This window comes from Thermus thermamylovorans, from assembly GCF_004307015.1.
Classification (GTDB): Bacteria; Deinococcota; Deinococci; order Deinococcales; family Thermaceae; genus Thermus; species Thermus thermamylovorans.
In genome coordinates this window covers 152,420-177,285 of record NZ_SIJL01000004.1, presented here as the reverse complement: position 1 = coordinate 177,285, position 24,866 = coordinate 152,420, and the positions used below count along the sequence as shown (strand labels likewise).

Genomic DNA, 24,866 nt, shown 5'->3' with positions numbered 1-24,866 from the left:
CGGACCTGCCTTCTTCCCGCAGGTAGGCCTCGAGGCCGAGGGCCCTCCCCGCGGCCTTTGTCGTGCGGCTATCCCAGCCTCGCCACGCTGAAGCGCACCCGCCCCTCCTCGTCCTCGAGGCGGGTCTCGTGGCCGGGGAAGAGGCCTTCCCCGAACTCCAGGGCCAGGACCTCCCCCGCGATCCAGGCCCCATGGCGGGCGAGGGCCTCGCGGTAGGCCCCTTCCGCCTCGTAGCCCACCCGGATGCGGTCGGAAACCTTGAGGCCCATCTCCTTGCGGGTCTGCTGCAGATGGCGGATCAGGTCCCGGGCCAGGCCCTCAAGCCTTAGCTCCTCCGTGACCCGCACCTCCAGGGCGGCCACGTACCCGTCCTTCTCCAGGGCCAGGTAGCCCTCGGGGGCCTGGGCCTCGAGGAGCACCTCCTCCGGGGCGAGGACCAGGGTTTCCCCTTCCACCTCTAGAGCCACGGGCTCCCCCTTCAGGGCCGACCTGGCCACCCTCGAGGCCTCCCTTTCCAGGGCCTCGCGGAGGGCGGGCACCCGCTTGCCGTACTTCTTCCCTAGGAGCTTCAGGTTGGGGAGCACCCGGTAGGAGAGGATCTCTTCCCCGGGCTCCAAAACCCGCACCTCCTTCACATTTAGCTCCTCGGCGATCTCGGGGGCGAAGTGCCTCAGCCCCTCCCGCTCCAGGGCGCTGGGTGCGGTGAGGAGGAGAAGGGGAAGAGGGGTGCGGGTCTTAACCCCGCTTTTGGCCCGCGCGGAGCGGGCCAGGTCCACCACCTTGAGCACGGCGCGCATCTTGGCCACCAGCTCCTCGTCCACCAGGTGGGGATCCACCTCCGGCCAGTCGGCGAGGTGCACGGAGAGGGGGGCTTCCGGGAAGACCGAGCGCACCAGGTTCTGCCAGAGCACCTCCGCCAGGAAGGGGGTGAAGGGGGCGGAGAGCTTGGCGATGAGGACCAGGGCCTCGTACAGGGTGGCATAAGCCGCCTCCCGGTCCAAGGGGTCCTCGTTCTTCCAGTAGCGCCGCCTTCCCCGGCGCACGTACCACTGGGAGAGGTCCTCCACCACAAAGTCCCGCAGGGCCCGGCTGCTTTGCGTGGGGTCGTAGGCCTCGAGGGCCTCCGTCACCCTCCCGATCAGGTCCTGCATCCGGGCCAAAAGCCAGCGGTCCAGCTCGGAGCGCTTCTCCGGAGGGGGCGGGTTCCTAAGGTCCGGCCGGTCCAGGTTGGCGTAGGTGACGAAGAAGCTGTACACGTTCCAGAGGGTGAGGAAGTGGTCCCGCACCGCTTCCCGCACCAGACTGGGTCCGAAGCGGCGGTCGGCCTCCGGGGGGGCAGAGATGTAGATGTACCACCTTAGAGCATCCGCCCCAAACTCCCGGAGGATGTCCCAGGGGTCCACCACGTTTCCCTTGGACTTGCTCATCTTCTGGCCCTTTTCGTCCAGGATGAGGCCGTGACAGATGACGTTTTTGAAGGCGATGGAGCCGAAGAGCATCACCCCAAGCTGGTGCAGGGAGTTGAACCAGCCCCGGGTCTGGTCAATGCCTTCCGCAATGAAGTCCGCGGGGAAGGCTTCCTTGAACTCCTCCTCGTTTTCAAAAGGGTAATGCAAGGAAGCAAAGGGCATGGCCCCGGAGTCGTACCAGACGTCGATCACGTAGGGCACCCGCCGCATGGTGCCCCCGCAGGTGCACCGGAGTTCCACCCCGTCCACGTAGGGACGATGGGGATCAAAGGGCTCAGGAAGGGGTTGAATGGCTCTTGCCTTCAACTCCTGGAAGCTGCCGATGGCCTCTTCCTCCCCGCAAGAGCCGCAGACCCAGATGGGAAGGGGCGTGCCCCAGTAACGGTTGCGGCTTAGAGCCCAGTCCACCAGGTTCCTTAGCCACTCCCCGTAGCGGCCCTCCTGGATGTGGGGCGGCACCCAGTGGATCTCCTGGTTTTTGCGGATGAGCTCCTCTTTGAAGAGGGTATTACGGATGAACCAGGTTTCCGTGGCGTAGTACATGAGGGGGGTGGAGCAGCGCCAGCAGTGGGGGTAGCTGTGGAGGTAGCTTTCCTCCTTGAAAAGAAGCCCCCGGGAGCGGAGGTCTTTCAGGATAGCCCGGTTGGCCTCGCGGAAGGGGAGGCCCTCAAAAGGCGCCACCAGGAGCCTCCCCTCCTCGTCCACCGTCTTGAGGAGGGGGAGGCCGTAACGCCTTCCCGTTTCCAGGTCCTCCGCCCCGAAGGCGGGGGCCTGGTGGACGATGCCCGTGCCGTCCTCCCGGCTCACGTACTCCGCCAGGACCACGAAGTAGCCCCGTTCCACCCCTTGGGGATAGGGCGGCTCGTAGGGGAGGCCCTCCAGCTCTTTCCCTGAAAAGGTCTTGAGGATGGGGGTTTCCTCGCCCAGGAGCTTTTTCCCCAGGTTTTCCTCCAAGATGAGCGCTTCCCCTTCCACCTGGAAGGCGGCGTAGGTGAACTCCGGGTGCACCGCCGCGGCCACGTTCCCGGGTAGGGTCCAGGGGGTGGTGGTCCAGATGAGGAGGCTGGCCCTGGAAAGGCCCAGCCTTCCCGGTTCCTTAAGGGGAAGGCGCACGTAGACCGAGGGGTCGGTGATCTCCTTGTAGCCCAGGGAGAGCTCGTGGGAGGAAAGGGGCGTGCCGCACCGGGGGCAGTAGGGCACCACCTTGTGGTCCCGGTAGAGGAGGCCCCGGTCGAAGAGGTTCTTCAGGCTCCACCAGATGCTTTCCACATAGCTGGGGTCCAGGGTGGCGTAGGCGTCCTTGAGGTCCACCCAGTACCCCAGGCGTTCGGTGAAGGCCTCCCACTCCCGTTCATAGGTGAAGACCGACTCCCGGCAGGCTTGGTTGAAGCGCTCGATGCCGTAGGCCTCGATCTCCCGTTTGCTCTTTAGCCCGAGCTTCTTCTCCACCTCCAGCTCCACCGGCAGGCCGTGGGTGTCCCAGCCGGCGCGGCGGGGCACGTAGTAGCCCCGCATGGCCTTGTAGCGGGGGAAGAGGTCCTTGTAGCTCCGGGCCTGGGCGTGGCCCACGTGGGGGAGGCCGTTGGCGGTGGGGGGGCCTTCGTAGACGGTGTAGCGGGGCCTCCCTTTGCGGTTTTCCACGCTTTTTTCAAAGATCCTTTCCCGCTTCCAAAACGCCAGCACCTCCTCTTCCAGCCTGGGAAAGTGGGGTTCACCGACCTCCTTGAACATACGCTCCTCCCTAAAGAAACGCCCGCGCCCTTGGGGCGCGGACGAAAGCGCCAACGGCTTCCGCGGTACCACCGCGCTTCCTGGAAGAGGCTTCCAGGCCCTCGTTTGCGCTATGACGGGCGCACCCGGCGGGCATTACTCAGGGACCGGCCCTTTTCCTCCCGCGGCTCCGGGGTGATCTTCCCGCCTTTCCTCACCGCCGGGCTTCCACCCTCCCCGGCTCGCTTGGGGCTATTGGAAAGGGGTACTCTCCCCATCCACGCCTTTACAGCTCATGCCCCCTGGGGTAAAATCCCCCGTTGGCGGCTAAGCCCATGCTAGCAGCCCCCACCCAGCTTGACAACGCCCCGATGGGGTCTGCTAGACTCAGGCTAAGCCGGTTCTCATCCCGCAAAAGGAGCGCGCATGGAGCTGTACCTGGACACCGCCAACCTGGAGGAGATACGGGAGATCGCCGCCTGGGGGGTGCTCTCGGGGGTCACCACCAACCCCACCCTGGTGGCCAAGGAGTTCGCCGCCCGGGGGGGGCAGCTAAGCCGGGAGGGTCTCGAGGCCCACCTGCGGGCCATCTGCGAGGCGGTGGAGGGACCCGTCTCCGCCGAGGTCACGGCCCTAGACGCCGAGGGGATGGTGGCGGAGGGGAGGCGGCTCGCCGCCATCCACCCCCAGATCGTGGTCAAGCTTCCCACCACCGAGGAGGGCCTCAAGGCCTGCAAGCGCCTCACCGCTGAAGGCGTGAGGGTCAACATGACCCTCGTCTTCTCCGCCAACCAGGCCCTCCTGGCGGCCCGGGCCGGGGCGGCCTACCTTTCCCCCTTCCTGGGCCGGGTGGACGACATCTCCTGGGACGGGGGGGAGGTTCTGCGGGAGATCGTGGAGATGATCCAGGTACAGGACCTCTCCGCCAAGGTCATCGCCGCCTCCATCCGCCACCCCCGCCACGTCACCGAGGCGGCCCTTCTGGGGGCGGATATCGCCACCCTGCCCCACGCGGTCTTCAAGCAGCTGCTCAAGCATCCCCTGACGGACATCGGCCTCGCGCGCTTTCTGGCGGATTGGGAGAGGGTCAGGCCATGAGGAGAAGAGCAGAAACCCCGGAGGCCCCTCTTTCCTACCAGGAGCTCTCGGCCAAGATCCTGCCTGAGCTCCACCTCCTGGCCCAGGAGGCGGGGATCGAGAACTACAAGCGCATGAAGAAGGACCAGCTCATCATGGCCCTCCTGGAGCGGCAGACCCAGGGGGAGGGCCTGCAGCTGGTCAAGGGCTACCTGGAGATCAGCCCGGACGGCTACGGCTTCCTCACGGAAAACCTCTACAACCTGGAGAGCCGGGTGGCCATCGTATCCGCCGGCGTCATCCGCCAGTACGCCCTGAGGAGCGGGGACTACCTGGTGGGCCGGGTGCGGCCTCCCCGGGAGAACGAGCGCTACGGCACCCTCCTCAAGGTGGAGGCGGTGAACGATCTGGATCCCGAGGCCGCCAAGAACCGCCCCCGCTTCGACGAGCTCATCCCCCAGTTCCCCGACCGGCAGATCAAGCTGGAGACCACCCCCGACGAGCTCTCCACCCGGGTCATCGACCTCCTGGCCCCCATCGGCCGGGGGCAGCGGGGGCTCATCGTGGCCCCGCCCAAGGCGGGGAAGACCACCCTCCTCAAGAAGATCGCCAACGCCGTCCTCAAGAACGAGCCCGACATCAAGGTCATCGTCCTCCTCATCGACGAGCGCCCCGAGGAGGTCACGGACTTCCGGGAAAGCGTGGGGGGGGCCGAGGTCATCGCCAGCACCTTCGACGAGCCTCCCCAGAACCACATCCGCGTGGCGGAGTTCGTCCATGAACGGGCCAAGCGCATCGTGGAGGAAGGGGGGCACGTGATGATCCTCCTGGACTCCATCACCCGCCTGGCCCGGGCCAACAACCTGGTGACCCCGCCCACGGGGCGCACCCTCTCGGGCGGCCTGGACTCCGCGGCCCTCTACTTCCCCAAGCGCTTCCTGGGGGCGGCCAGGAACATCAGGGGTGGGGGCAGCCTCACCATCCTGGCCACCGCCTTGGTGGAGACGGGAAGCCGCATGGACGACGTGATCTTCGAGGAGTTCAAGGGCACGGGCAACATGGAGCTCCACCTCTCCCGCCGCCTGGAGGAAAGGCGCATCTTCCCCGCCATCGACATCCTCAAGTCGGGTACCCGGCGGGAAGAGCTCCTCCTGGGGGAGGAGGTGGTGCACAAGATGTGGCTCCTCCGCAAGGTGCTCGCGGATATGGATCCGGCGGAGGCCATGGAGATGCTCCTGGCCCGCCTGGGGCGCACCAAGAGCAACCGGGAGTTCCTGGCCTCCCTGGCGGCCCGCTAGGGAGCGCGGGGGAGGGCGGCACCCTGGGGTGCTGCCCAGGGCCTTTGCCCCTTGCCCCCTTGGGGCCTAGGGCTGGTATAATCCCCCGAGAGGTTTTGGCGGTACCCTTTTGGAGGTGAGCGTTGCGGGGAATTTTGGGGATCGTATGCTGCCTGCCGTTTTCCGCCCTCGCCTGGGCCCAGCTTCCCCTCCTCAGCCTCCTGCCCCTTCCCGAGGCCACGGTGGAGGTGGGCCAAGCCCCCAGGAAGGGCTGGGTGCTCTACCGGGTGCGCCCGGGGGACACCCTGGCCGGGATCGCCGCCCGCTACGGGGTGGAGGCGCAGCACATCATGTGGTCCAGCGGCCTGAAGGACCACCGCCTGCAGGTGGGCCAGCCCCTCCGCATCCCCCTGGTGGACCAAGGGGAGCGCCCCCCCCGGGTCCCCCCAGGGGTGGAGGCCTACCGGGTGCAGCCGGGGGACACCCTGGCCGGGGTGGCGGCCCGCTTCGGCCTCACCCCTTTGGAGCTGGTCTCCGCCAACCCCACCCTGGAAAGCCTTGACCGGCTGGTGGCGGGGAGCGTCCTCTACATCCCCCGGGAGGTGCGGGGGCTTCTGGTGGCCCTGCCCGAGGGGGAAACCCTCCTGGACCTTGCCCAGCGCTTCGGCCTCCCCCCTGTCCAGGTGGCCCGGGCCAACGGCATCGACAACCCGGCCGAGCTCCGGCCGGGGGATCTGGTCCTCCTCCCCGGCATCCAGGCCCGGACCACCTACGAGCGGCTTTTGGCCAAGCAGGAGGAGGAGCGCCGGGCCCGCCTGGAAGCCGAGCGCCGCCGCCAGGAGGAGCTCAGGCGGCTGGCGGAAGAGCGGCGGCGGCAGCAGGCCCTGGCCCAGCAGCGGGCCCGGCAGGCCCAGGCCCGTCCCGTGAGCTACCAGGAGGGGGGGATGCGCTGGCCCCTGGCGGGGGGCTTCCGCATCACCACCTATTACGGCCAGCGGGGGGTTTTCCAGCGCTATCACACGGGGATCGACCTGGCCGCCCCGCAGGGCACCCCCATTCTGGCGGCCAAGGCGGGGCAGGTGCGGGTGGCGGGCTGGAGCGCCGTGGGCTACGGGTTCCACGTGGTCCTGGACCATGGGGGGGGAAAGGAAACCCTCTATGCCCACATGTCCCGCATCGCCGTGCGCCCCGGGCAGTGGGTGGAGGCAGGCCAGGTGATTGGCCACGTGGGCTCCACCGGGTGGTCCACCGGCCCCCACCTCCACTTCGAGGTGCGGGTGAACGGGGTGCCCCGGAACCCCTTGAGCTACCTGCCCTGAGCCCCATCCCCTTTGTTGGCCCCGCCCCTTGACCGGGGGGGCGCTAAGCTGGAGGATGGAGGGCGGGATGGAGAAGGGCACCTTCCAGATCAAGACGGGCTTTGCCGAGATGTTCAAGGGCGGGGTGATCATGGATGTGACCACCCCGGAGCAGGCGGCCATCGCCGAAGAGGCGGGGGCGGTGGCGGTGATGGCCCTGGAGAGGGTGCCCGCCGATATCCGCGCCCAGGGCGGGGTGGCCCGCATGTCCGACCCCAAGGTCATCAAGGAGATCATGGCCGCGGTGTCCATCCCGGTGATGGCCAAGGTCCGGATCGGCCACTTCGCGGAGGCCATGATCCTCGAGGCCCTTGGGGTGGACTTCATCGACGAGTCCGAGGTGCTCACCCCCGCCGACGAGGAGCACCACATCGACAAGTGGAAGTTCCGGGTGCCCTTCGTCTGCGGGGCCCGGGACCTGGGGGAGGCCCTGAGGCGCATCGCCGAGGGGGCGGCCATGATCCGCACCAAGGGGGAGGCGGGTACGGGCAACGTGGTGGAGGCGGTGCGCCACGCCCGCGCCGTGTGGAAGGGGATCCGCCAGGTGCAGTCCCTCAGGGAGGATGAGCTCATGGCCTACGCCAAGGAGATCGGGGCGCCTTTGGAACTCGTGCGCTGGGTTCACCAGCATGGGCGGCTGCCGGTGGTCAACTTCGCCGCCGGGGGCATCGCCACCCCCGCGGACGCCGCCCTCATGATGCACCTGGGCATGGACGGGGTCTTCGTGGGAAGCGGCATCTTCAAGTCCGGGGATCCCAAGCGGCGGGCCCGGGCCATCGTCCGGGCGGTGACCCACTACAACGACCCCGAGGTGCTGGCCGAGGTCAGCGAGGACCTGGGCGAGCCCATGGTGGGGATCAACCTGGAAGAGCTTCGGGAAGAGGAGCGGCTGGCCAAGCGGGGCTGGTAGGGCCCAGGGCGGGCCCAGGCCCGCCTGGGGGTCCCGAGAGGATGCAGGTGAGCCGGGCGGTTTGCGGAGTCTACGAGATCCACCCCGAGCGGGTGGAAAGGGCCCGCGCCGCCCTGCCCGGGGAAGCGGTGCTCCAGGAGGCTTCCCTCCTCCTCAAGGCCCTGGCCGACCCCACCCGGATGCGCCTCCTTCTGGCCCTGAGGGCGGCGGGGGAGCTTTGCGTGTGCGACCTGGCCCTCCTGGTGGGGGTTTCCGTTTCCGCGGTGAGCCACCAGCTCAGGCTCCTGCGCCAGGCGAGGCTGGTGGCCTTCCGGAGGGAGGGAAAGCAGGTCTATTACCGTCTGGCGGACGCCCACGTGGCCCAGCTCCTGGAGGGGGCCCTGGAGCACGCGGAAGAAAAGAAAACTTGACTAAGTGTTCAAATGATGCTACCCTGGGGGCGTGGAGGCCCCCAGGGTACGCGTGTTTCGGGTGGAGGGCATGGACTGCGCCGACTGCGCCCGCAAGGTGGAGGGGACCTTGCGGTCCGTACCGGGGGTAGCTAGGGCCGAGGTGAGCTTCCAAAGCGGCAAGGCCTACCTGCACCTGGAGGTGCCGGGGGCGGAGCGGGAGGCGGAGCGGGCCCTCGCCTCCCTGGGCTACCGCCTTAGGCCCGCCGGGGAGGAGGCCCGGGGGCTTCCCGGCCCCTGGCCCTGGGCCCTCCTCACAGGGGGGCTTTTGCTCCTGGCCTTCTTGGCCTCCTTCCTCCTTCCGACCTGGGCAGGGTGGGGCTACGCCCTGGCCGCCCTGGTGGGGGTCTATCCCCTGGCCCGCAGGGCCGCGGCCGGTTTTCGGCAGAACCCCTTCAGCATGCAGGCCCTGGTGACGGCGGCCACCCTGGGGGCCCTGGCCATCGGGGCCCAGGCGGAGGCCGCGGTGGTGGTCTTCCTCTTCCTGGTGGGGGAGGTGTTGGAGGCCTACGCGGTGGCCCAGGCCCGGCGGGGTCTCAGGGTCCTAGGGGAGCTCCTCCCCCGGCGGGCCTACCGGCTGGGAGACGGGGGGGTAGAGGAGGTGCCCCTGGAGGCCCTCCGGGCGGGGGACCGGGTCCGGGTCCCCCCGGGGGAGCGGGTGCCCGCGGACGGGGTGGTCCTCGAGGGGGAGGCCCTGGTGGAGGAAGCTGCCTTCACCGGGGAGCCCTTGCCCGGGACGAGGGGCATGGGGGATAGGGTCTACGGGGGGAGCCTGGTGGCCGAGGGGAGCCTGGTCCTCCGGGTGGAGCGCCCCCCCAAGGAGGGCTTCTTGGCGGAGATGGAGCGTCTGGCGGAGGAGGCTCTCCTGCGCAAGAGCCGGGCCGAGCGGGTGATGGACGCCTTCAGCCGCCGCTACACCCCGGCGGTCCTGGCCCTGGCGGCCTTCGTGGCCCTCGCCCTGCCCCTTTTCCGGGGGGACTTCCTGGAGCACCTCTACAAGGCCCTGGCCCTCCTCCTCATCGCCTGCCCCTGCGCCCTGGTGGTCTCCGTGCCCGCGGCCATCGCCGCCGGGGTGGCCCGGGGGGCGCGGGCGGGGGTGCTCTTCAAGGGCGGGGCCGCCCTGGAGCGCCTGGCCGGGGTGCGGCACCTGGCCCTGGACAAGACCGGCACCCTCACCCTGGGCCGTCCCCGCCTGGCGCGGGTGATGCCCTGGCGGGTGGGCGGCGGGGAGGCCCTGGCCCTGGCCAAGGCGGTGGCCCAGGGCTCCGCCCACCCCCTGGCCCGGGCCCTTAGGGAGGCGGAGGGCCCCGGGGGCCTCGAGGCGGAGGGGCACCGGAGCGAGCCCGGCCTGGGGAGCTTCGCCCGGGTGGCGGGGGAGGAGGTGGGGCTCGTGCGCCCCGAGGCGGTGGCCCTTCCCGAACCCCTCCGCACCCAGGCCCGGGCCCTGGAGGAGGAGGGGATGACCCTCACCCTCCTGGTGCGCTCGGGGGAACCCTTGGCCCTCTTCGCCTTCCAGGACGCGCCCAGGCCGGAGGCCAGGGAGGCCTTGGCGGCCCTCCGCGCCCTGGGGCTCAAGCCCCTCCTCCTCACCGGGGACCGGACCGGGGCCGCCCTGCCCCTGGCCCAGGCCCTGGGGCTTTCCCAGGAGGAGGTGCGGGCCGGGCTTTCCCCACTGGACAAGCTCCAGCTGGTGGAGGCGCTGGCCCAGCGTGGGGGTGTGGCCATGGTGGGGGACGGGGCCAACGACGCCCCCGCCCTGGCCCGGGCCACGGTGGGCCTGGCGGTGGCCGAGGGCACGGGGGTGGCCCTGAGGGCAGCGGACGTGGGCCTCCTCTCCCTGGCCGCCTTGCCCCGGGCCTTGCGCCTGAGCCGCCTGGCCTTGGCCGCGGTGCGCTGGAACATCGCCTTGGCCGTGGGCCTCAAAGGGCTTTTCCTCCTCACCACCCTCCTGGGGCTTTCCGGGCTTTGGGCCGCGGTCCTGGCCGACAACGGGGCCCTGGTCCTGGTGACCCTGAACAGCCTGCGCCTCCTCTGGGCTAGGGTCTGATACCCTGTTCCCTGAACCCTTCCGGGCCTCGCCCTTGACAGGCCCCCCGGCCCATCCCAGGATGAGGGGGTGGTCGGCGTGCTGGCCCTGCAAGGGGATTTTCGCGAGCACAAGGAGGCCCTGAGGCGCCTGGGGGTGGAGGCCAGGGAGGTGCGGAAGAAGGAGCACCTTCAGGGCCTACAGGCCCTCGTTGTGCCCGGGGGGGAGTCCACCACCATCGGCAAGCTGGCGCGGGAGTACGGCATCGAGGAGGAGGTGCGGAAGCGGGTGGCGGAGGGCTCCCTGGCCCTCTTCGGCACCTGCGCCGGGGCCATATGGCTTGCCCGGGAGATCCTGGGCTACCCGGAGCAGCCCCGCCTGGGGGTGCTGGACGCGGCCGTGGAGCGCAACGCCTTCGGCCGCCAGGTGGAGAGCTTCGAGGAGGACCTCGAGGTCCGGGGCCTCGGGCCCTTCCACGGGGTCTTCATCCGCGCCCCCGCCTTCCGCCGCCTGGGGCCGGGGGTGGAGGTCCTGGCGGAGCTGGGGGACCTGCCCGTCCTGGTGCGCCAGGGGAAGGTGCTGGCCAGCGCCTTCCACCCCGAGCTCACCCCCGACACCCGCCTCCACCGCTTCTTCCTGGACCTGGCGGGGCTTTAGCCCCCGTAGGCCAGGCGGCGCCAGAGCCACTCCAGGGGCCCTTGGGGGAAGCGGAGGAGCCAGAGGTGGGCCAGGGCCACCTGCAAGCCCCAAAGCCCCAGGGCCAAAAGGGGCAGCAAGCAGGGCGTAGCCCACCTCCCCGTGGAGCCCGAGGCCGAAGCCGTAGAAGAGGCCCGTGCCCAGGACCGACTGGAGGAGGTAAAGGCTGAGGCTCATCCGCCCCGCCCGGGCCACGGGGCGGAGGGCCTGCCGCAAGGGGGGAAGGCGGAGCCAGAGGAGGGCCAGGAGGGCGGCGTACCCCAGGCTGAGGAAGGGCCCGGCCGCGAGGAGGAGCCCCTGCCCGAAGTAGGCCTCCCCCAGCCTCCCCGCCGCCAGGGCCTCCGCCGTCCGCCAGGCCAGGAGGCCGTGGGCGAGGAGGGCCGAGGGGAGGAGGAAAAGGGCTAGGGGACGCAAAACCCCCTGCAGGCGGGGCAGGGCCCCGGGGAGCCCGGCCCCTACCGCCGCCATCCCCAGGAGGAGGCCCAGGACCATGGGGAAGGCCAGGAGGTTTCCCAAAAGGGCCAGGGTCCACTCCTCCAGGCGCAGGGGCCAGGGGACAGGCCCCGCGGCGTGGGCCTCCCGGAACCCCTGGGCCAGGGCCCGCACCTCCCGCGCCCCCTCCTCCCCCACGGGCAGAGCCACCAGGAGGCCCGCCAGGAGGAGGGCGCCTGCCCCCCACGCCGCCAGGACCCCGGGGGGGCGCCCCAGGAGGAGGAGGCCCATCCCCCCGGCCAGGGCGTAGGGCAGGAGGACATCCCCTGGCCAGAGGAGAAGGCCGTGGAGGAGGCCCATGAGCCCCAGGAGGAAGAGCCGCCTGCGGAGGGCGGGTCTGGGGGAAAGGCCGCAGGCGGTCAGCCTGCGGGCCATGAGGGCGAGCCCCATCCCGAAGAGGAAGGCGAAGAGGGGGTAGAACTTGCCCGTGGCCAGGGCCAGGGTGAGGGCGTAGCCCGCCCGCTCCCGGGGATCGGCCAGGGCCGCGGGGTCCGGGGTGGGGTCCAGGACGTTTAGGGCCCGGAAGAAGAGCAGGTTGGCCCAGAGGATCCCCAAGAGGGCGAAGCCCCGGAGGGTGTCCAGGAAGGGGTCGCGCTCGGCCGGGGGCATGGCCTAGGGGCGCATCCTGGTGTACATCCGCGGGAAGGGGATGGCCTCCCGCACGTGGGCGAGGCCACCGATCCAGGCCACGGTGCGCTCCAGGCCCAGGCCGAAGCCCGCGTGGGGCACGCTGCCATAGCGGCGGAGGTCCAGGTACCACTCGTAGACCTCCTCCGGCAGGCCGAACTCCCGGATTTTCCCTCGCAGGAGCTCCAGGTCGTGGATTCTTTGGCTGCCCCCGATGATCTCCCCGTACCCCTCCGGGGCCAGGAGGTCGTCGTTTAGGACCAGTTCGGGGTCTTCTGGGTCGGGCTCCATGTAGAAGGCCTTGATCCGGGCGGGGTAGCGCTCGATGAAGACGGGGCGGTCGAACCGCCGGCTGAGGGCGGCCTCCTGGGGGGCGCCGAAGTCCTCCCCGTAGGGGAGGGGGGGCACCTCAGGGTCCTCCTGGCTCAGGCGGTTCACCAGGGCCACGGCCTCCTTGTAGGTGAGCCGGGGGTAGCGCCCCTCCGCGGCGGGCTCGAGGGCCCTGGGGTCCCGCCCCAGGAGCTCCAGCTCCTTAGCCCGCCGCTCCAGGACCCGGCCCACCAGGTAGCTCACCAGGGCCTCCTGGAGGGCCATGTTCTCCTCGTGGGTCATGAAGGCCACCTCGGGTTCCACCATCCAGAACTCCAGGAGGTGGCGCCTCGTCTTGCTCCTTTCCGCGCGGAAGGTGGGGCCGAAGGTGTAGACCTTGCCGTAGGCCAAAGCCCCCGCCTCCGCGTAGAGCTGGCCCGACTGGGAGAGGTAGGCCTTTTCCCCGTCGAAGAGGTCGACCTCAAAGAGGTCGGTGGTGCCCTCCACCGCGCTCGGGGTGAGGATGGGGGCGTCGAAGCGGAGGAAGCCCCGGGCAGCGAAGAAGTCGTGGATGGCCCGCTCGATCTCGTCCCGGATGCGCATCACCGCGAAGGGGCGGCGGTGGCGCAGCCACAGGTGGCGGTGGTCCATGAGGAAGTCGATGCCGTGCTCCTTGGGGCCGATGGGGTACTCCCCCTGGGGCAGGCTCACCACCTCCAGGTGCCGCACCGCAAGCTCAAACCCCCCGGGGGCCCGCTCGTCCCGGCGCACCACCCCCCACACCCGCAAGGCGGTCTCCTGGGGCAGGTGGTCCGCCCGGGCGAACACCTCCTCTGGCACCTCCCCCTTGAACACCGTGGCCTGCAGGAAGCCGGTGCCGTCCCGGAGGATGAGGAAGTGGATTTTGCCCTTGGAGCGCCTCCCATAAAGCCAGCCCCGGAGCTCCACCTCCTGGCCCTGGTGCTCGGCGACCTCATCGATAAAGACCCGCATACCCTTCTATCCTAAAGGGGGCCTGAAGCATTAACCCCTTGTTTACCGCGGTTGCCTACCCTGGCCCTGGGAGGTGATTGGGTATGGTCAAGCGGATCGGCGCGTGGATTTTAGGGGTTGTTCTCGGCGTTGGGGCCCTGGCTCAGGGTGGGGACCAGGCCTGGGTGCAGGTGTACGCCGAGGGCCAGCTGGTGGCCCAAGGGGGTTTGCACCAGATCCTTCCCCCTCGGCCGCTGGGCCAGGCGGAGGCCAGGCTTTGGCTGGAGGGGGAGGTCTACACCTTCGCCCTGGCCCAGGCGGGGAAGACCTTGGGGGAAACCCGGGTCTGGCTCAACGGCAGGACCGAGGCCTTGGCCAAGGTGGCGGCGGAAATCTGGGCCGCCCTACGGGGAGAGAAGGACCTGGCGGTCTTCTGGGCGGGCCAGCGGGTGGTGGGCTTGGTGGAGGTTAACCCCCAGGCCCGGGTCCACGCTACCGGGGCCACCCACGTCACTTTGATCCTAGGAGGCCAGGAGCGCACCCTGGAGGTCCACCACGCCGGAGCGGTCTTGGTGGAGGTGGCCGTAAAGGTGGACGGCCGGGTGCGGAGCCTGGTGGAGGTGGCCCTGGCCGCCTCGAGCTCCCAGGCTGGGGCCGGTGACCAGACGGGGGGCGCCGGAGAGGTTCGCGGCAGGGGTGGCGTGAGCATCGGGATCGGCCTCGGCCTCGGAAGGTAGGCGCTTCCTCCTTCGGCCCGGCTCCTTGGACCCTTGGGGGAGCCGGGCCTTGGGATGGGAGAATGGAAAGGCCATGCGCATCTTGGTGGTGGAGGACGAGCCCGACATCGCCGAGCCCCTGCTGCTTCTTTTGCGGCGAGAGGGGTACGAGGCTGTCTGGGCCGGTAGCCTGGAGTCGGCCTGGGAGGTTTTTCTGGAGGGCGAGCCGCTTCTGGTGGTCCTGGATGTCATGCTCCCCGAGGGGGAGGAGGCGGGCTTTGCCTTTGCCCGCCAGCTGCGCGAGGGCGGCTACGAAGGGGCCATCCTCTTCCTCACCGCCCGGGATGCCTTGGACGACCGGGTGGCCGGGCTGAACCTGGGGGGGGACGACTACCTGGTGAAGCCCTTCGCCTTGGAGGAGTTTTTGGCCCGGGTGAGGGCCCTTCTCCGCCGGGGGGCCCATTACAAGGGCACGCGCTTCCTCAAGGGGGAACTGGAGGTGGACCTGGTGGGACGCAGGGCCTACTGGAAGGGGGAAGCGGTTGCCCTTTCCCCCAGGGAGTTCGCCCTGTTGGAGCTTCTGTGCCGCTACCCCGAGCGCCTTTTCCCTCCGGAGGAGTTGGCGGACCGCCTGTTTCCTGGCCGCGAGTCCGGGGTGAGGATGGCCCGGGTGTACATCCACCGCCTGCGGCGGAAGCTGGCTCCGGAGGTGGTGCGGACGGGGGCTGGGGGGTATGGCCTTGGGCTTTCGCAGTAGGCTGCTCCTGGGGGTGGGGCTGGTGGTGGCCCTTTCCGCCTTGGCCCAGCTGGGTCTGGGGTACCTGGCCTTGCTGAGGGCCTCGGAGACCGTGGCCCGGAGGGAGCTCCTCCTCTTCGCCCAGACCCTTTACCAAGCCTTGGAGTTCAACGGTCCCCTGCCTACCCTTCATCCCGAGCGGTCCGCCCCCCTTTTGGCCTTCGTAGGGGGAAGGGCCCGGCTTTCCCGGGAAGGGAGGGCTTACCTCCACTACGGAGGGCCTTTCCCCGAGGGCGGGGGTTGGATCCGGGCGGCCTGGGCCTTGCCCCAAGGGTATGCCCTCGAGGTGGCTCTGCCTGCCCCAAGCCTGGGGTATGCCCTCACCGCCAGCTTCCTGGCCCTGCCCCTGGCCCTGGGCCTGGCCCTGGGGATAACTTTTCTCCTCCTGCAAGGCCTCCTCCGCCCCCTCAGGGACCTGGCCCGGGCGGCAGAAGCCCTTTCTCAGGAACGCTTTCCCGAGCCCGTTCCCATCCCCTTGGGCAGGGATGAGCTTTCCAGCTTGGCCGTGAGCTTTAACCGCATGGTGCGGGCGGTGCAGGGTTTCCTGGAGCGGGAGCGGGCCTTCACCCGTCATGCCGCCCACGAGCTCAGGACCCCGGTGGCCGCCTTGCGCAGCCAGGTGGAGGCCCTGGAGCAGGGCCTCTTGCCGCCGAAGCAGGTTCTACCACGCCTAAAGGCCCAGATCGGGCGCTTGGAAGCCTTGCTGGAGGGGCTCTTGGCCTTAGCCCGGGGGGAGTTGGTGCGGGAGCGGGTGGATCTTAAGGCCCACCTCCTGGAGCTGGCCCGCCAGTGGCCGGGGGTCCTCTTGCGGCTGGAGGGTGAGGGGAAGGTGTGGGGAGCTGCCGAGCTCCTGCGCCGGGTCCTGTTTAACCTGTTGGAGAACGCCTTCCGCCACGGGCGCCCTCCGGTGGAGGTGCGCCTCTGGGAAGAGGGGCCCTGGGTGGCCCTCTCGGTGCGGGACCACGGGGCTGGGGTGCCCGAGGACCTGGAGGCGGAGCTGGGTACGCCCTTCCGTAAGGGGGCTTCCTCTTCAGGCTCGGGCCTGGGGCTGGCCCTGGTGCGGCGTTCGGTGGAGCGGATGGGGGGGACGGTAGAGTGGGGCAACGCCCAGCCCGGCTGGCGGGTAGTGTTGCGGTTGCCCAAGGAGGTTCCGTGAGGTTTTGGGCCCTTCTGCCCTTCCTCCTGTCGGCGGCCTGGGCTTTGGACCTGCCCCCCCTGCCCCTCCCCCCTTTGCCCCTTCCCAAGCCTCCTCCGGCCGAGGGCCAGCCCCCGCCTCCGCCCGAAGAGGCTCGAGATCTGGAGCGCTTCTACGGGGCCGTGACGCTGAACGACGGCCGCACCCTGCTCGTTGGGGGTGTGCCCTTGTTGGGCGCCTCCCCCTGGACTGGGGTTCTGGCTCCGGGAATGGTGGTGGAAGCCGAGGGGAACTGGGCGGCGGGAGGGTTCAGGGCAGAGCGGCTCCAGGTGCTTTCCCCAAACCGTTTTGCCTACTACCGGGGTCCGGGGGCAGCGGTGGGGCAGGGAGGGTATGCCGGGGTGGAGCTCTGGACGGTGGAGGGAGGGGGGAGGGTGCAGACCTTCGCCCTGAGGGCCGCTCCTGGGGGCGCTGAGGTGCGGCTGGTGGCCTACTGGGACGGGCGGCGCTTCCTGGCCCTGCCCCCAGGCCTGCGGCCTCCCCCTCCCGGTCTGCCCCCAGGCTGGGTGGAGGGGGTAGGGGTCTACCGGGAGGGCCGGATCGCCTGGGGCCGTTTCCGCCCCTTTCCCTAGGCTTCCAAAAGGGTGCGCAGGGCCTCGGCCAGGCCGCAGGCCTCCACCGGGGCCACCACCCGCCGGGCGGCCCGCTTCACCCTTGGGGGGGCGTTCCCCATGGCGATGCCCAGGCCTACCGCCTGGAGGAGCTCCAGGTCGTTCTCCCCGTCCCCCACCATGGCGCAGGCCTCGAGGGGGAGGCCGTAGGCCTCCGCCACGCGGCGGGCCGCGGAGAGCTTGCTCACCCCCCGCCGGGTGAGGGAGACGAAGCGCACCCCGGGCATCTTGGGGCTTTCGGCCACGTGGGCCTCCAGCTCCGGGGGCAGGGTCTCTAGGAAGGCCCCCAGGGGGGCCTCAGGCTCGGCCAGGACCTGCAGGCGTACGAGGGGACTCTGGTCCAGGAGGTCCGCCACCTCCGCCTCCATGCCCAGAAGGGCCTGGTGGGCCCGGAAGAGGGGGCTATCCCCCTCCACGTAGAACCCCCCTTCCGCGGTGTAGCCCTCCAGGGGGAGCCCGAGCTGCCTGGCCCGGCGCACCGCCTCCGCCGCGGCCCCCTCGGGCAGGGCCTCCACCAGGAAGGGCCTGGGGGGCTCTTGGGATAGGTCCAGGACCACCGCCCCCGACTCGAAGGTGTGGAGGCCCCCGGGCTGGAGCTTTCCCGCGAGGGACAGGGCCTCCCCCCGGCCGGGGCGGCCGGTGACCAGGGCCAGGCGCATCCCCTGCGCCCGCAGGGCCTGGGCCGCTGGCCAGACGCAGGGGGGTACCCCCTCCCGGCCCACCAGGGTGCCGTCCACGTCCACGAAGACCAAGCCCACCATCAGAGCTCCCCGGTCTTAAGGATAGCGGCCTCGCCGCCGATCTGCACCGCGTAGGGCACGCCCGTGGGGCTGTAGTCCACCACCACCTCCACCACCCCCGGGTTCCCCAGGCGGTGGCCCTGATAGACGGTGAGGGCCACCCGGCCCTCCCGCCGGGGCACCACCCCCGCCCGGGCCAGGAGGGCCCCTAAGGCGGCGTTGGCCGAGCCGGTCACCGGGTCCTCGGGGATGCCCAGGAGGGGGGCGAAGTCCCGGGCGTAGAAGCTCCTCGGGCCCATGGGGGCGTAGGCGTGCACCGTGGCCACCTCCAGCCTGCGGGAAAGCTCCGCCAGGAGGGGCATCTCCGGCTCCAGGGCGTCCACCACCCCCGGGGCGATGAGGGGGACGAAGAGGCTCCAGAGCCCGGTGTAGGCGATGCCGTAGGGGAGGCCCCGGTGGAGGTAGCGCTCGTCGCCCCCCAGGGCCTCCAGGACCTCCTTCAGGGCCCGGTAGGGGGGGAGGTCGCGGAAGCGGGGGGCGGGCCCCCGCACCCAAGCCTTCTTGGGTTCCCCTTCCCCGTACTCCACCTCCACCGGCAGGGCCTCGGTGGGGGTGTGGAGGAAGAGGCGGGTGGCGCCCTCGGGGGCCAGGCCCAGGCGCACCAGGGCCAGGCCCAGGGCCACCGCCGCGTGCCCGGAGAACTCCACCTCGCCCATGGGGGTGAAAAAGCGCACGGCGAAGATGTTCTCCCGCCCTTCGGTGACGAAGGCCGTTTCGGGCTCAGCGAGCCGCTGGGCCACCCTTTGCATTTCCTCTAGGGTCATCCCCCGGGCGTCCAGGACCAGGGCTACCCGGTTGCCCGCCCCGGGGGTGGGGGCGAAGGCGTCCACGATCACGTAGGGGATCCTAGCCATCCCGGACCACCTGGAGGCCGAGCTCCCTTAGCTGCTCCTCCCCTACGGGGCTCGGGGCCCCGGTGAGGGGGTCCTTGCCCTCCTTGTTCTTGGGGAAGGCGATGACCTCGCGGATGGAGGGGCTTCCCGTCAAAAGGGCCAGGAGCCGGTCCAGGCCCCAGGCGATGCCCCCGTGGGGGGGGGCCCCGTAGGCGAGGGCCTCGAGGAAGAAGCCAAACTTTTCCCGCTGCTCCTCCTCGCCGATCCCCAGCACCCGGAACATCCGGGCCTGAAGCCCCGGGTCGTGGATGCGGATGGACCCGCCTCCCACCTCCACCCCGTTCAGCACCAGGTCGTAGGCCAGGGCCCGCACCCTCCCGGGGTCCGTGTCCAGGAGGGGCAGGTCCTGGGGGTGGGGGCTGGTGAAGGGGTGGTGCATGTAGGTCCATCCCTGCCGCCCTTCGTCCCACTCCAGGAGGGGAAAGTCCACCACCCAGAGGAAACGGAAGCCCTCCCGGGGCAGGGCGAGGAGGTCGGCCAGCCGGAGGCGCACCTGGCCCAGGGCCTCCGCCGCCGCCTTAGGGGTTCCGGCCACGAAGAGGAGGGTGTCCCCTGGCCTGGCCCCCGTGGCCTTCAGAAGGGCCTCCCCCACGGGCTCCAGGAACCTGCCCACCCCGCCGGAGAAGCCCGCCTCCTCCACCCGGGCCCAGGCCAGGCCCCCTGCCCCGTGGCGCTTGGCGAGCTCCTCCAGCTCGGCAAGCTCCTTGCGGCTAAGGGCCTTGGGCGCCGCCAGGGCCTTCACCCTTTCCGCCTGGCGGAAGACCCCGAACCCGCTTTCCCGGAACAGAGGCCCCACCTCCACGAGCTCCAGGCCGAAGCGGAGGTCGGGCTTGTCGGAGCCGTACCGCTCCAGGGCCTCGGCGTAGGGGAGGCGGGGGAAGGGGAGGGGAAGCTCCACCCCCAGGGCTTCCCGAAACACGTGGGCCATGAGCCTTTCGTTGAGGGCGAGGACGTCCTCCACCTCCACGAAGCTCATCTCCAGGTCCAGCTGGGTGAACTCGGGCTGCCGGTCGGCCCGTAGGTCCTCGTCCCGCAGGCAGCGGGCGATCTGGAAGTAGCGGTCCAGGCCTGCCACCATGAGCATCTGCTTGAAGAGCTGCGGGGACTGGGGCAGGGCGTAGAAGAGGCCCGGGGCCTGGCGGTAGGGCACCAGGAAGTCCCGGGCCCCTTCCGGGGTGCTCTTGGTGAGGAAGGGGGTCTCCACCTGGACGAAGCCCTCCCGGTCCAGGAAGTCCCAGATGGCCTTGACCACCCGGTGGCGCAGGCGCAGGTTTTCCTGCATCCGCCGCCGCCTCAGGTCCAGGTAGCGGTACCGGAGGCGGAGCTCCTCGGAGACCTCCTTTTCCTCCTCCCCCCGCCAGCCCGCGTCCACGGGGAAGGGGGGGGTCTTGGCCTCGGCGAGGACCTCCAGGGCAGAGAGCTCCACCTCCACCCCCCCGGTGGCCAGGCGGGGGTTGGGCTCCGGGCGGGGGCGGACCAGGCCCCGGGCCCGCACCACCCACTCCGGGCGCACCCGCTCCGCCTCCCGGTAGGCGGGGCTATGGGGGTGGGCCACCAGCTGCACCAGCCCCTCCCGGTCCCTTAGGTCCAGGAAGATGAGCCCCCCCAGGTCCCGCCTGCGGTTCACCCAGCCCTCGAGGACCACCTCCTCGCCCACATGCCCTTCCCTGAGGCTGCCCGCGTAGTGGGTGCGGCGCATGGTCTAAAGCTTAACGGATTCCCGCCCCAAGGCGGAGAGGAGGAAGCCCAAGGCTTTGGCCCGGGAAAGGCGCACCTGCTCCCCCGTGGCCAGGCGCTTCAGGGTGACCTCCCCCGCCCTAAGCTCCTCCTCCCCCAAAAGGCCCACGAAGGAGGCCCCCCGCTTCAGGGCCTCCTCCACCCCTTTGCCCGGCCTTTTGGGGCCGAGGGCGTACTCCACCCGGAGCCGGGGCCTCAGGGCCTCCGCCAGGTAGAAGGCCTCCGCCACCGCCTCCTCCGCGAGGGGCACCAGGTAGAGGTCGGGGCCCCCCGCCTCGGGGAGGGCGAAGCCCTCGGCCTCCAGGGCCAGGGCTACCCGCTCCACCCCGAAGGCGAAGCCCACCCCCGGCACCCTAGGCCCCCCCAGGAGCTCGGAAAGCCCGTCGTACCGCCCCCCGCCCCCGAGGGCCGACTGGGCCCCGATCTCCGGGTGGTGTACCTCGAAGGCGGTGCGCACGTAGTAGTCCAGGCCTCGCACCAGGGAGGGCTCCAGCTCGTAGGGAATGGAAAGCCGCTCCAGGTGGCGCTCCACCGCCCTCAGGTGGGCCCGGGCCGCCTCCCCCAGGAAGTCCAGCATGGGCCTCACCCCGAGCTCCTTTAGGAGGGCCTGGTCCTTTTCGCTCTTGGAGTCCAGGATGCGCAAGGGGTTGACCTCCAGCCGCTCCTGGGAATCCTCGGAGAACGCCTCCCGGTGAGGGGAGAGGGTTGCCCGCAGGTAGGCGTTGTAGCGGGCCCGGTCCTCAGGGTCCCCTACGGAGGACAGCTTCAGGGAAAGCCGCTTGAGGCCCAGCTCCCTCAGGCTCCGGTAGAGGAGGGCGATGGCCTCTGCGTCCAGGAGGGGGTTCTCCGAACCCAGGGCCTCGTAGTTCACCTGGTGGAACTGGCGGTAGCGCCCCTTCTGGGGGCGCTCGGCGCGGAACATGGGTCCCGCCATCCAAAGCCGCACCGGCTGGGGCCAGACCTTCATCCCGTGCTCCAGGTAGGCCCGCACCATGGCCGCGGTGCCCTCGGGGCGCAGGGTGAGGGAGCGCCCCCCCCGGTCCTGGAAGGTGAACATCTCCTTGCGGACGATGTCCGTGGAAGCCCCCACCCCCCTTTCGAAGACCTGGGTTTCCTCGAAGATGGGGGTGAGGAGCTCCAAAGCCCCCGCCCCCTCCAGGACCCGGCGGGCGGTGGCCACGATGTGCTGGTGGAGCCTGAGCTCCTCCCCGAAGAGGTCTTTGGCGCCGCGGACGGCCATACCCCACCACTTTACCCTGTATACTCGGGGTATGACCCGCAGGGGTGCGGGGAGGCTGGTCCCCCTCTTCCTGTACCTCCTCCTTACCCTCACCGCCTCCACCGGGGTGGCCCTGCAGCTTTACCTCATGCAGGCGCAAAACCCGGGGCTCCGCCTGGACGTGTGCCAAAACGGGGAGAGGGAGGTGGGGCACTCCCTCCTCTGCGGCCTGCAGGTGGCCCCGGGCCTGCCGGTGGTGGAGGAACCGGCGGCCCCCACCCCGCTTCCGGCCTTCGGGGGGCGCCCCGCCTCCCGGCCGGGCCACCCCGCCCCCACCCCCTCCACCACGGCTCCCAGAGCCCCTCCTTTCGCCGCCTAGACCGGTTGGGCTTCGGCGTTGCGGCGCAAGGAGGTGGAGGATGCAGGCGGTGATCCTGACGCAGGACTTGGAGCTTTACGCCCTGGTGGCCAGGGCGCTTGGCAAAAACGGCTGGACGGTTCACTGGCGGGAGGGCAGGGGCCTGGTCCTGGCGGACCTGGCCCATCTGGAGGCCGGGCAGGTCCTCCTCTGGCGCACCCCCTGGGGCCTCAGGGCCTACGACCCCGTGCGCCAGGCCTTCCTCACCCGGCGGGACGACCCCAAGACCCTGGCGGAGGGGCTTGGAGGACGGCTCGGCTTGGGCCTCTCCCCGGGGGAGGCTGAGGCCCTCCGGGCCCTCGGCCTGGCCGCCTCCGGGAGGGCCGGGGCCCTGGCCGGGGTCTTAGGCCTCTCTCCGGCCCAGGCCCGCTTTCTCCTCCGGAGGCTAAGGAACAAGTTTGGGCTTCCCCTCGAGGTCCTCCTTCGCCTCGCCCGGCATCAGGTGCAGGTAGCGGGGCTTGAGGACCACCCGCACCCGCTGCCCCGGCAGGAGGCGGAGCCTTTCTTGCACGTGCCGGGGGAGGAGCAGGTTAAGGGGTATGGGCCCCGCAAGCCGGCCCCGGTAGGCAAGCCCCTCGGGGTGCAGGCCCTCTAGCACCCCCTCCAGGAGGTTTTCCCGGGGCAGGGGGCGGTCCTCCCGCACCACCAAAACCTCCTCCGCCCGCACCCCCAGCCAGGCCGCCTCCCCCGGTCGGGCCCAGGGGGGCAGGGGGAGGCGGAGGAACACCCCCTGCACCTCCACCCCTCCCTCCCGCAGGCGGACGGGGAAGAGGTTCTCGTAGCCCAGAAGCCGGGCCACCTCCACCTCCTTGGGGGCGGCCAGCACCTCCTCGGGGGGACCTTCCTGCAGGATCCTCCCCCGCCCCATCACCAGGAGCCAGTCGGCCATGCGGGCCAGGTCGGGGTCGTGGCTCACCGCCAGGGCGGGCACCCCTTCCCGGCGGATGAGCTCGACGAGCTCCCCCAGAACCCGGCCCTTGGTCAGGGGGTCCAGGGAGCTGGTGGGCTCGTCCAGGAGGAGGAGCTCCGGCTCCCGGGCCAGGGCCCGCGCCAGGGCCACCCGCTGTTTCTGCCCTCCGGAGAGCTGGGCCGGGCGCTTCCCCGCGTGCTCCCGTAGGCCCACCCGCTCCAGGAGGGCCAGGGCCCGCTCCTGGCGGTCCGGCCCCGCGAGGGGGAAGGCCACGTTCTCCCAGGCGGTCATGTGGGGGAAAAGGGCCAGGTCCTGGGGCAGGTAGCCCACAGGGCGCCTTTCTGGGGGAAGCCCCGCAAAAGGGCGGCCCTCCGCGGGGATCAGGCCTGCCAGGGCCTTGAGGAGGGTGGTCTTGCCCACCCCGCTTTCCCCCAGGAGGGCGGTGAAGCCCCGCACCTGGAAGCGGGCCTCCAGGAGGATGGGCCGCCTTATCCGGTAGTGGACTTCCACGCCCGCCACCTCCCCTCCAGGACCCGCACCACCACCAGGATGGCCAGGCTGAGGAAGAGGAGCACCAAAGCCGCCCGGGCCGCGTCCTGGAACCTTAGGGCCTGCACCAGGTCGTAGAGGTAGATGCTCACCATCTGGGTCTTACCGGGGATGGACCCCCCCACCATGAGCACCACCCCGAACTCTCCCAGGGTGTGGGCGAAGGCCAGGAGGGTGCCGGAGAGGAGCCCCGGCCAGACCAGGGGGAAGATCACCTTGAGCCACACCTTCCACCAGGGGGCCCCCAGGGTGCGGGCCACCTCCAGGAGGTTGCGGTCCAGGGAGAGGAAGGCCTCCCGGTAGGCGGTGAGGGCGAAGGGCAGGCTGAAGAGGACGCTGGCGAAGACCAGGCCTTCGAAGCGGAAGGCCCAGGAAAGGCCCGTGAGGCGGAGCCAGGGCCCGTCGGGTCCCAGGAAGAGGAGGACGTAAAACCCCAGGACCGTGGGGGGAAGGACCAGGGGCAGGAGGAAAACCGCCTCCACCACGGGTTTCCCAGGGAAGCGCTTGAAGGCCAGGGTCCAGCCCAGGGGCAGGCCCAGGAGGACCAGGAGGAAGGAGGTGACCAGGGCCACCCGCAAGGAGAGCTCCAGGGCTACCCAGAAGGCTTCCTCGGGCATCTACTCCCCCGGCAGGATGAAGCCGTAGCGGCGCAGGATGCCCCTCCCCTCCGCCGACTGGACGAAGCGGTGGAGGGCCACCACCTCCGGGCGGGCCCGGCCCCTTAGGATCACGAAGCTCTGCTCCAGGCGCAGATGGCTCTCCAGGGGAGCTACCCAGTAGACCCCGGGACGGGAGAGGCTTTCGTGGACCACCAGGGGCAGGGCCAGGATGCCCGCTTGGGTGGTGGTGAGGGCCATTTGGGCGGCCTGGGAGATGTTCTCCCCGTAGACGAACTCGAAGCGGGGCTTGCCCTGGCGCAAGGGTCCCAGGTCCCAGTAGGCCTCCACTCCGCGGGTGAGGCTTTCCCAGGGGATCTCCTCCCAGGCCAGTTCGGGGAAGGGCCGGGGCAGGCCGGAAAGGGGCGGGTTGGGGAGGCGGCGGAGGAGGCCGTGGTGTTCCAGAAGGGTGAGGCCTGCCCGGCCGTAGGGGGCGTGCACCGGGTTGGCGATGGCCAGCCGGGTGATCCGGGGGTCCCTTAGGGCTTCCGGCCCAGGGCGCAGGCCCAGCCTGCGGTCCAGCCAGATGGCCATGCGGCCGATGGCGTAAAGGGCCCGGGTCCCCGGCTCGGTCAGGCCCCTTTCCTCCAGGAGCCGGGGGTAGATGTCCTCCGCGGAGAAGAAGAGGTCCGCCTCGAGGCCCTGGGTGAGCTGGGTGTAGAACTTGCCCGAGGAGCCGAAGGAGAGCACCACCCGCACGCCTGGGTTCCTGGCCTCGAAGGCCTGGGCCAGCTCGGCCAGGGCATACTGCAGGTCGGCGGCGGCCACCACCCGTACCTGGCTTTGCGCCAGGGCCGTTCCCAGGCTTAGGGCGAGGACTAGGCTCCAGCAAACGCGTACCACGCTTCACCTCCTTTGCGACCGCGGCAGGCGGCGGGGTTGCCCCCGTCACCCCGGGGCCCATCGGCCCGGCCCGGAAGGCCCTGGGGGTCTTTCCGGGCTCGGAGGCAAGGGCATTTTATACCCCCGGTCCCCCTGCCGGAAGCCCTTGCCC

Annotated in this window: 21 protein-coding genes, 1 pseudogene, 1 riboswitch and 1 other annotated feature; of the genes and pseudogenes, 12 read left to right on the top strand and 10 right to left on the bottom strand. The window is 70.5% G+C overall.

Features of this window, described 5'->3' with window-relative positions; translation table 11 throughout:
• Positions 1 to 68 precede the first annotated feature (68 nt).
• Positions 69 to 3,200 (bottom strand): isoleucine--tRNA ligase, encoded by a 3,132-nt coding sequence (ileS, locus tag ETP66_RS04715; RefSeq protein WP_130841107.1) that lies wholly within the window; start codon positions 3,198 to 3,200, stop codon positions 69 to 71.
• A gap of 34 nt (positions 3,201 to 3,234) precedes the next feature.
• Positions 3,235 to 3,469 (bottom strand) — a binding site (T-box leader).
• A 136-nt stretch (positions 3,470 to 3,605) separates the two neighbouring features.
• Between ileS and fsa the strand changes: the two genes are divergently transcribed.
• The 7 genes from fsa (at position 3,606) to pdxT (ending at position 10,933) form a co-directional block, all read left to right on the top strand.
• On the top strand, positions 3,606 to 4,277 hold the full coding sequence (gene fsa / locus ETP66_RS04710; protein WP_130841105.1) for a fructose-6-phosphate aldolase: 672 nt from the start codon (positions 3,606 to 3,608) through the stop codon (positions 4,275 to 4,277).
• On the top strand, positions 4,274 to 5,554 hold the full coding sequence (gene rho, locus ETP66_RS04705; RefSeq protein ID WP_130841103.1) for a transcription termination factor Rho: 1,281 nt from the start codon (positions 4,274 to 4,276) through the stop codon (positions 5,552 to 5,554). The genes fsa and rho overlap by 4 nt, the downstream gene beginning before the upstream one ends.
• Positions 5,555 to 5,676: 122 nt before the next feature.
• The gene (locus ETP66_RS04700; RefSeq protein WP_130841101.1) at positions 5,677 to 6,852 is read left to right on the top strand and encodes a peptidoglycan DD-metalloendopeptidase family protein; all 1,176 of its coding nucleotides are present in this window, start codon (positions 5,677 to 5,679) and stop codon (positions 6,850 to 6,852) included.
• A 67-nt stretch (positions 6,853 to 6,919) separates the two neighbouring features.
• Positions 6,920 to 7,801, top strand: a complete 882-nt coding sequence (gene pdxS, locus ETP66_RS04695) for a pyridoxal 5'-phosphate synthase lyase subunit PdxS (RefSeq protein WP_201738470.1) — start codon at positions 6,920 to 6,922, stop codon at positions 7,799 to 7,801.
• A gap of 47 nt (positions 7,802 to 7,848) precedes the next feature.
• On the top strand, positions 7,849 to 8,211 hold the full coding sequence (locus ETP66_RS04690; protein WP_330848611.1) for an ArsR/SmtB family transcription factor: 363 nt from the start codon (positions 7,849 to 7,851) through the stop codon (positions 8,209 to 8,211).
• Between the two features lie 31 nt (positions 8,212 to 8,242).
• On the top strand, positions 8,243 to 10,297 hold the full coding sequence (locus ETP66_RS04685; RefSeq protein ID WP_130841095.1) for a heavy metal translocating P-type ATPase: 2,055 nt from the start codon (positions 8,243 to 8,245) through the stop codon (positions 10,295 to 10,297).
• A 69-nt stretch (positions 10,298 to 10,366) separates the two neighbouring features.
• On the top strand, positions 10,367 to 10,933 hold the full coding sequence (pdxT, locus tag ETP66_RS04680; RefSeq protein WP_130841093.1) for a pyridoxal 5'-phosphate synthase glutaminase subunit PdxT: 567 nt from the start codon (positions 10,367 to 10,369) through the stop codon (positions 10,931 to 10,933).
• A 132-nt stretch (positions 10,934 to 11,065) separates the two neighbouring features.
• On the opposite strand, the pseudogene ETP66_RS12380 reads toward pdxT, so the two are convergent.
• Positions 11,066 to 11,440: pseudogene (locus ETP66_RS12380) on the bottom strand (DUF418 domain-containing protein); the annotation flags it as partial.
• Between the two features lie 636 nt (positions 11,441 to 12,076).
• Positions 12,077 to 13,393, bottom strand: a complete 1,317-nt coding sequence (gene asnS / locus ETP66_RS04665) for an asparagine--tRNA ligase (protein WP_130841089.1) — start codon at positions 13,391 to 13,393, stop codon at positions 12,077 to 12,079.
• Between the two features lie 83 nt (positions 13,394 to 13,476).
• Here asnS and ETP66_RS04660 point away from each other — a divergent pair, with 83 nt between their 5' ends.
• The 4 genes from ETP66_RS04660 to ETP66_RS04645 all read left to right on the top strand — a co-directional run bounded on the left by ETP66_RS04660 (position 13,477) and on the right by ETP66_RS04645 (position 16,651).
• Positions 13,477 to 14,109 carry a hypothetical protein gene (locus ETP66_RS04660; RefSeq protein WP_130841087.1) on the top strand — a complete coding sequence of 211 codons (633 nt, stop codon included), beginning with the start codon at positions 13,477 to 13,479 and terminating at the stop codon, positions 14,107 to 14,109.
• Between the two features lie 73 nt (positions 14,110 to 14,182).
• Complete coding sequence (locus tag ETP66_RS04655; protein ID WP_130841085.1) at positions 14,183 to 14,845, top strand: response regulator transcription factor; 663 nt, start codon at positions 14,183 to 14,185, stop codon at positions 14,843 to 14,845.
• Positions 14,823 to 16,040: a sensor histidine kinase gene (locus ETP66_RS04650; protein WP_130841083.1), complete on the top strand. Its 1,218-nt coding sequence runs from the start codon at positions 14,823 to 14,825 to the stop codon at positions 16,038 to 16,040. The genes ETP66_RS04655 and ETP66_RS04650 overlap by 23 nt, the downstream gene beginning before the upstream one ends.
• The gene (locus tag ETP66_RS04645) at positions 16,037 to 16,651 is read left to right on the top strand and encodes a hypothetical protein (RefSeq protein ID WP_130841081.1); all 615 of its coding nucleotides are present in this window, start codon (positions 16,037 to 16,039) and stop codon (positions 16,649 to 16,651) included. The genes ETP66_RS04650 and ETP66_RS04645 overlap by 4 nt, the downstream gene beginning before the upstream one ends.
• On the opposite strand, the gene ETP66_RS04640 is transcribed toward ETP66_RS04645, so the two are convergent.
• Genes ETP66_RS04640 through hisS form a run of 4 tightly spaced genes read right to left on the bottom strand, consistent with a single transcriptional unit; the run spans position 16,648 to position 21,360 of the window.
• Positions 16,648 to 17,451 carry an HAD family hydrolase gene (locus ETP66_RS04640; protein ID WP_130841079.1) on the bottom strand — a complete coding sequence of 268 codons (804 nt, stop codon included), beginning with the start codon at positions 17,449 to 17,451 and terminating at the stop codon, positions 16,648 to 16,650. The two genes, ETP66_RS04645 and ETP66_RS04640, sit on opposite strands and share 4 nt — an antisense overlap.
• Positions 17,451 to 18,344, bottom strand: coding sequence for a PhzF family phenazine biosynthesis protein (locus tag ETP66_RS04635; RefSeq protein WP_130841077.1), 894 nt, complete (start codon positions 18,342 to 18,344; stop codon positions 17,451 to 17,453). Before ETP66_RS04635 ends, ETP66_RS04640 begins: the two co-directional genes overlap by 1 nt.
• Complete coding sequence (aspS, locus tag ETP66_RS04630) at positions 18,337 to 20,082, bottom strand: aspartate--tRNA ligase (protein WP_130841075.1); 1,746 nt, start codon at positions 20,080 to 20,082, stop codon at positions 18,337 to 18,339. Before aspS ends, ETP66_RS04635 begins: the two co-directional genes overlap by 8 nt.
• A gap of 3 nt (positions 20,083 to 20,085) precedes the next feature.
• Positions 20,086 to 21,360, bottom strand: coding sequence for a histidine--tRNA ligase (gene hisS, locus ETP66_RS04625; RefSeq protein ID WP_130841073.1), 1,275 nt, complete (start codon positions 21,358 to 21,360; stop codon positions 20,086 to 20,088).
• A gap of 31 nt (positions 21,361 to 21,391) precedes the next feature.
• Here hisS and ETP66_RS04620 point away from each other — a divergent pair, with 31 nt between their 5' ends.
• Positions 21,392 to 21,718: a hypothetical protein gene (locus ETP66_RS04620; RefSeq protein ID WP_130841071.1), complete on the top strand. Its 327-nt coding sequence runs from the start codon at positions 21,392 to 21,394 to the stop codon at positions 21,716 to 21,718.
• A 424-nt stretch (positions 21,719 to 22,142) separates the two neighbouring features.
• On the opposite strand, the gene ETP66_RS04615 is transcribed toward ETP66_RS04620, so the two are convergent.
• The 3 genes from ETP66_RS04615 to modA form a co-directional block, all read right to left on the bottom strand.
• Positions 22,143 to 23,186: an ABC transporter ATP-binding protein gene (locus ETP66_RS04615; protein ID WP_130841069.1), complete on the bottom strand. Its 1,044-nt coding sequence runs from the start codon at positions 23,184 to 23,186 to the stop codon at positions 22,143 to 22,145.
• A complete protein-coding gene (gene modB, locus ETP66_RS04610) occupies positions 23,156 to 23,833 on the bottom strand; it encodes a molybdate ABC transporter permease subunit (protein ID WP_130841067.1) in 678 nt (225 codons plus the stop codon). The genes ETP66_RS04615 and modB overlap by 31 nt, the downstream gene beginning before the upstream one ends.
• Entirely contained in the window at positions 23,834 to 24,715 is an 882-nt protein-coding gene (gene modA, locus ETP66_RS04605) for a molybdate ABC transporter substrate-binding protein (protein WP_130841065.1), read from the bottom strand. It lies immediately after the preceding gene.
• Positions 24,708 to 24,831: riboswitch (molybdenum cofactor riboswitch) on the bottom strand. It overlaps the preceding gene by 8 nt.
• Positions 24,832 to 24,866 lie beyond the last annotated feature (35 nt).

What these genes read in the sequence shown, in the direction of transcription:
- ETP66_RS04650 (WP_130841083.1), top strand. Translation starts at nt 14,823, where the DNA reads ATGGCCTTGGGCTTTCGCAGTAGGCTGCTCCTGGGGGTGGGGCTGGTG.
- ileS (WP_130841107.1), bottom strand. Translation starts at nt 3,200, where the DNA reads ATGTTCAAGGAGGTCGGTGAACCCCACTTTCCCAGGCTGGAAGAGGAG.
- ETP66_RS04635 (WP_130841077.1), bottom strand. Translation starts at nt 18,344, where the DNA reads ATGGCTAGGATCCCCTACGTGATCGTGGACGCCTTCGCCCCCACCCCC.
- ETP66_RS04640 (WP_130841079.1), bottom strand. Translation starts at nt 17,451, where the DNA reads ATGGTGGGCTTGGTCTTCGTGGACGTGGACGGCACCCTGGTGGGCCGG.
- ETP66_RS04620 (WP_130841071.1), top strand. Translation starts at nt 21,392, where the DNA reads ATGACCCGCAGGGGTGCGGGGAGGCTGGTCCCCCTCTTCCTGTACCTC.
- hisS (WP_130841073.1), bottom strand. Translation starts at nt 21,360, where the DNA reads ATGGCCGTCCGCGGCGCCAAAGACCTCTTCGGGGAGGAGCTCAGGCTC.
- asnS (WP_130841089.1), bottom strand. Translation starts at nt 13,393, where the DNA reads ATGCGGGTCTTTATCGATGAGGTCGCCGAGCACCAGGGCCAGGAGGTG.
- rho (WP_130841103.1), top strand. Translation starts at nt 4,274, where the DNA reads ATGAGGAGAAGAGCAGAAACCCCGGAGGCCCCTCTTTCCTACCAGGAG.
- ETP66_RS04655 (WP_130841085.1), top strand. Translation starts at nt 14,183, where the DNA reads ATGCGCATCTTGGTGGTGGAGGACGAGCCCGACATCGCCGAGCCCCTG.
- pdxS (WP_201738470.1), top strand. Translation starts at nt 6,920, where the DNA reads ATGGAGAAGGGCACCTTCCAGATCAAGACGGGCTTTGCCGAGATGTTC.
- fsa (WP_130841105.1), top strand. Translation starts at nt 3,606, where the DNA reads ATGGAGCTGTACCTGGACACCGCCAACCTGGAGGAGATACGGGAGATC.
- ETP66_RS04660 (WP_130841087.1), top strand. Translation starts at nt 13,477, where the DNA reads ATGGTCAAGCGGATCGGCGCGTGGATTTTAGGGGTTGTTCTCGGCGTT.
- modB (WP_130841067.1), bottom strand. Translation starts at nt 23,833, where the DNA reads ATGCCCGAGGAAGCCTTCTGGGTAGCCCTGGAGCTCTCCTTGCGGGTG.
- aspS (WP_130841075.1), bottom strand. Translation starts at nt 20,082, where the DNA reads ATGCGCCGCACCCACTACGCGGGCAGCCTCAGGGAAGGGCATGTGGGC.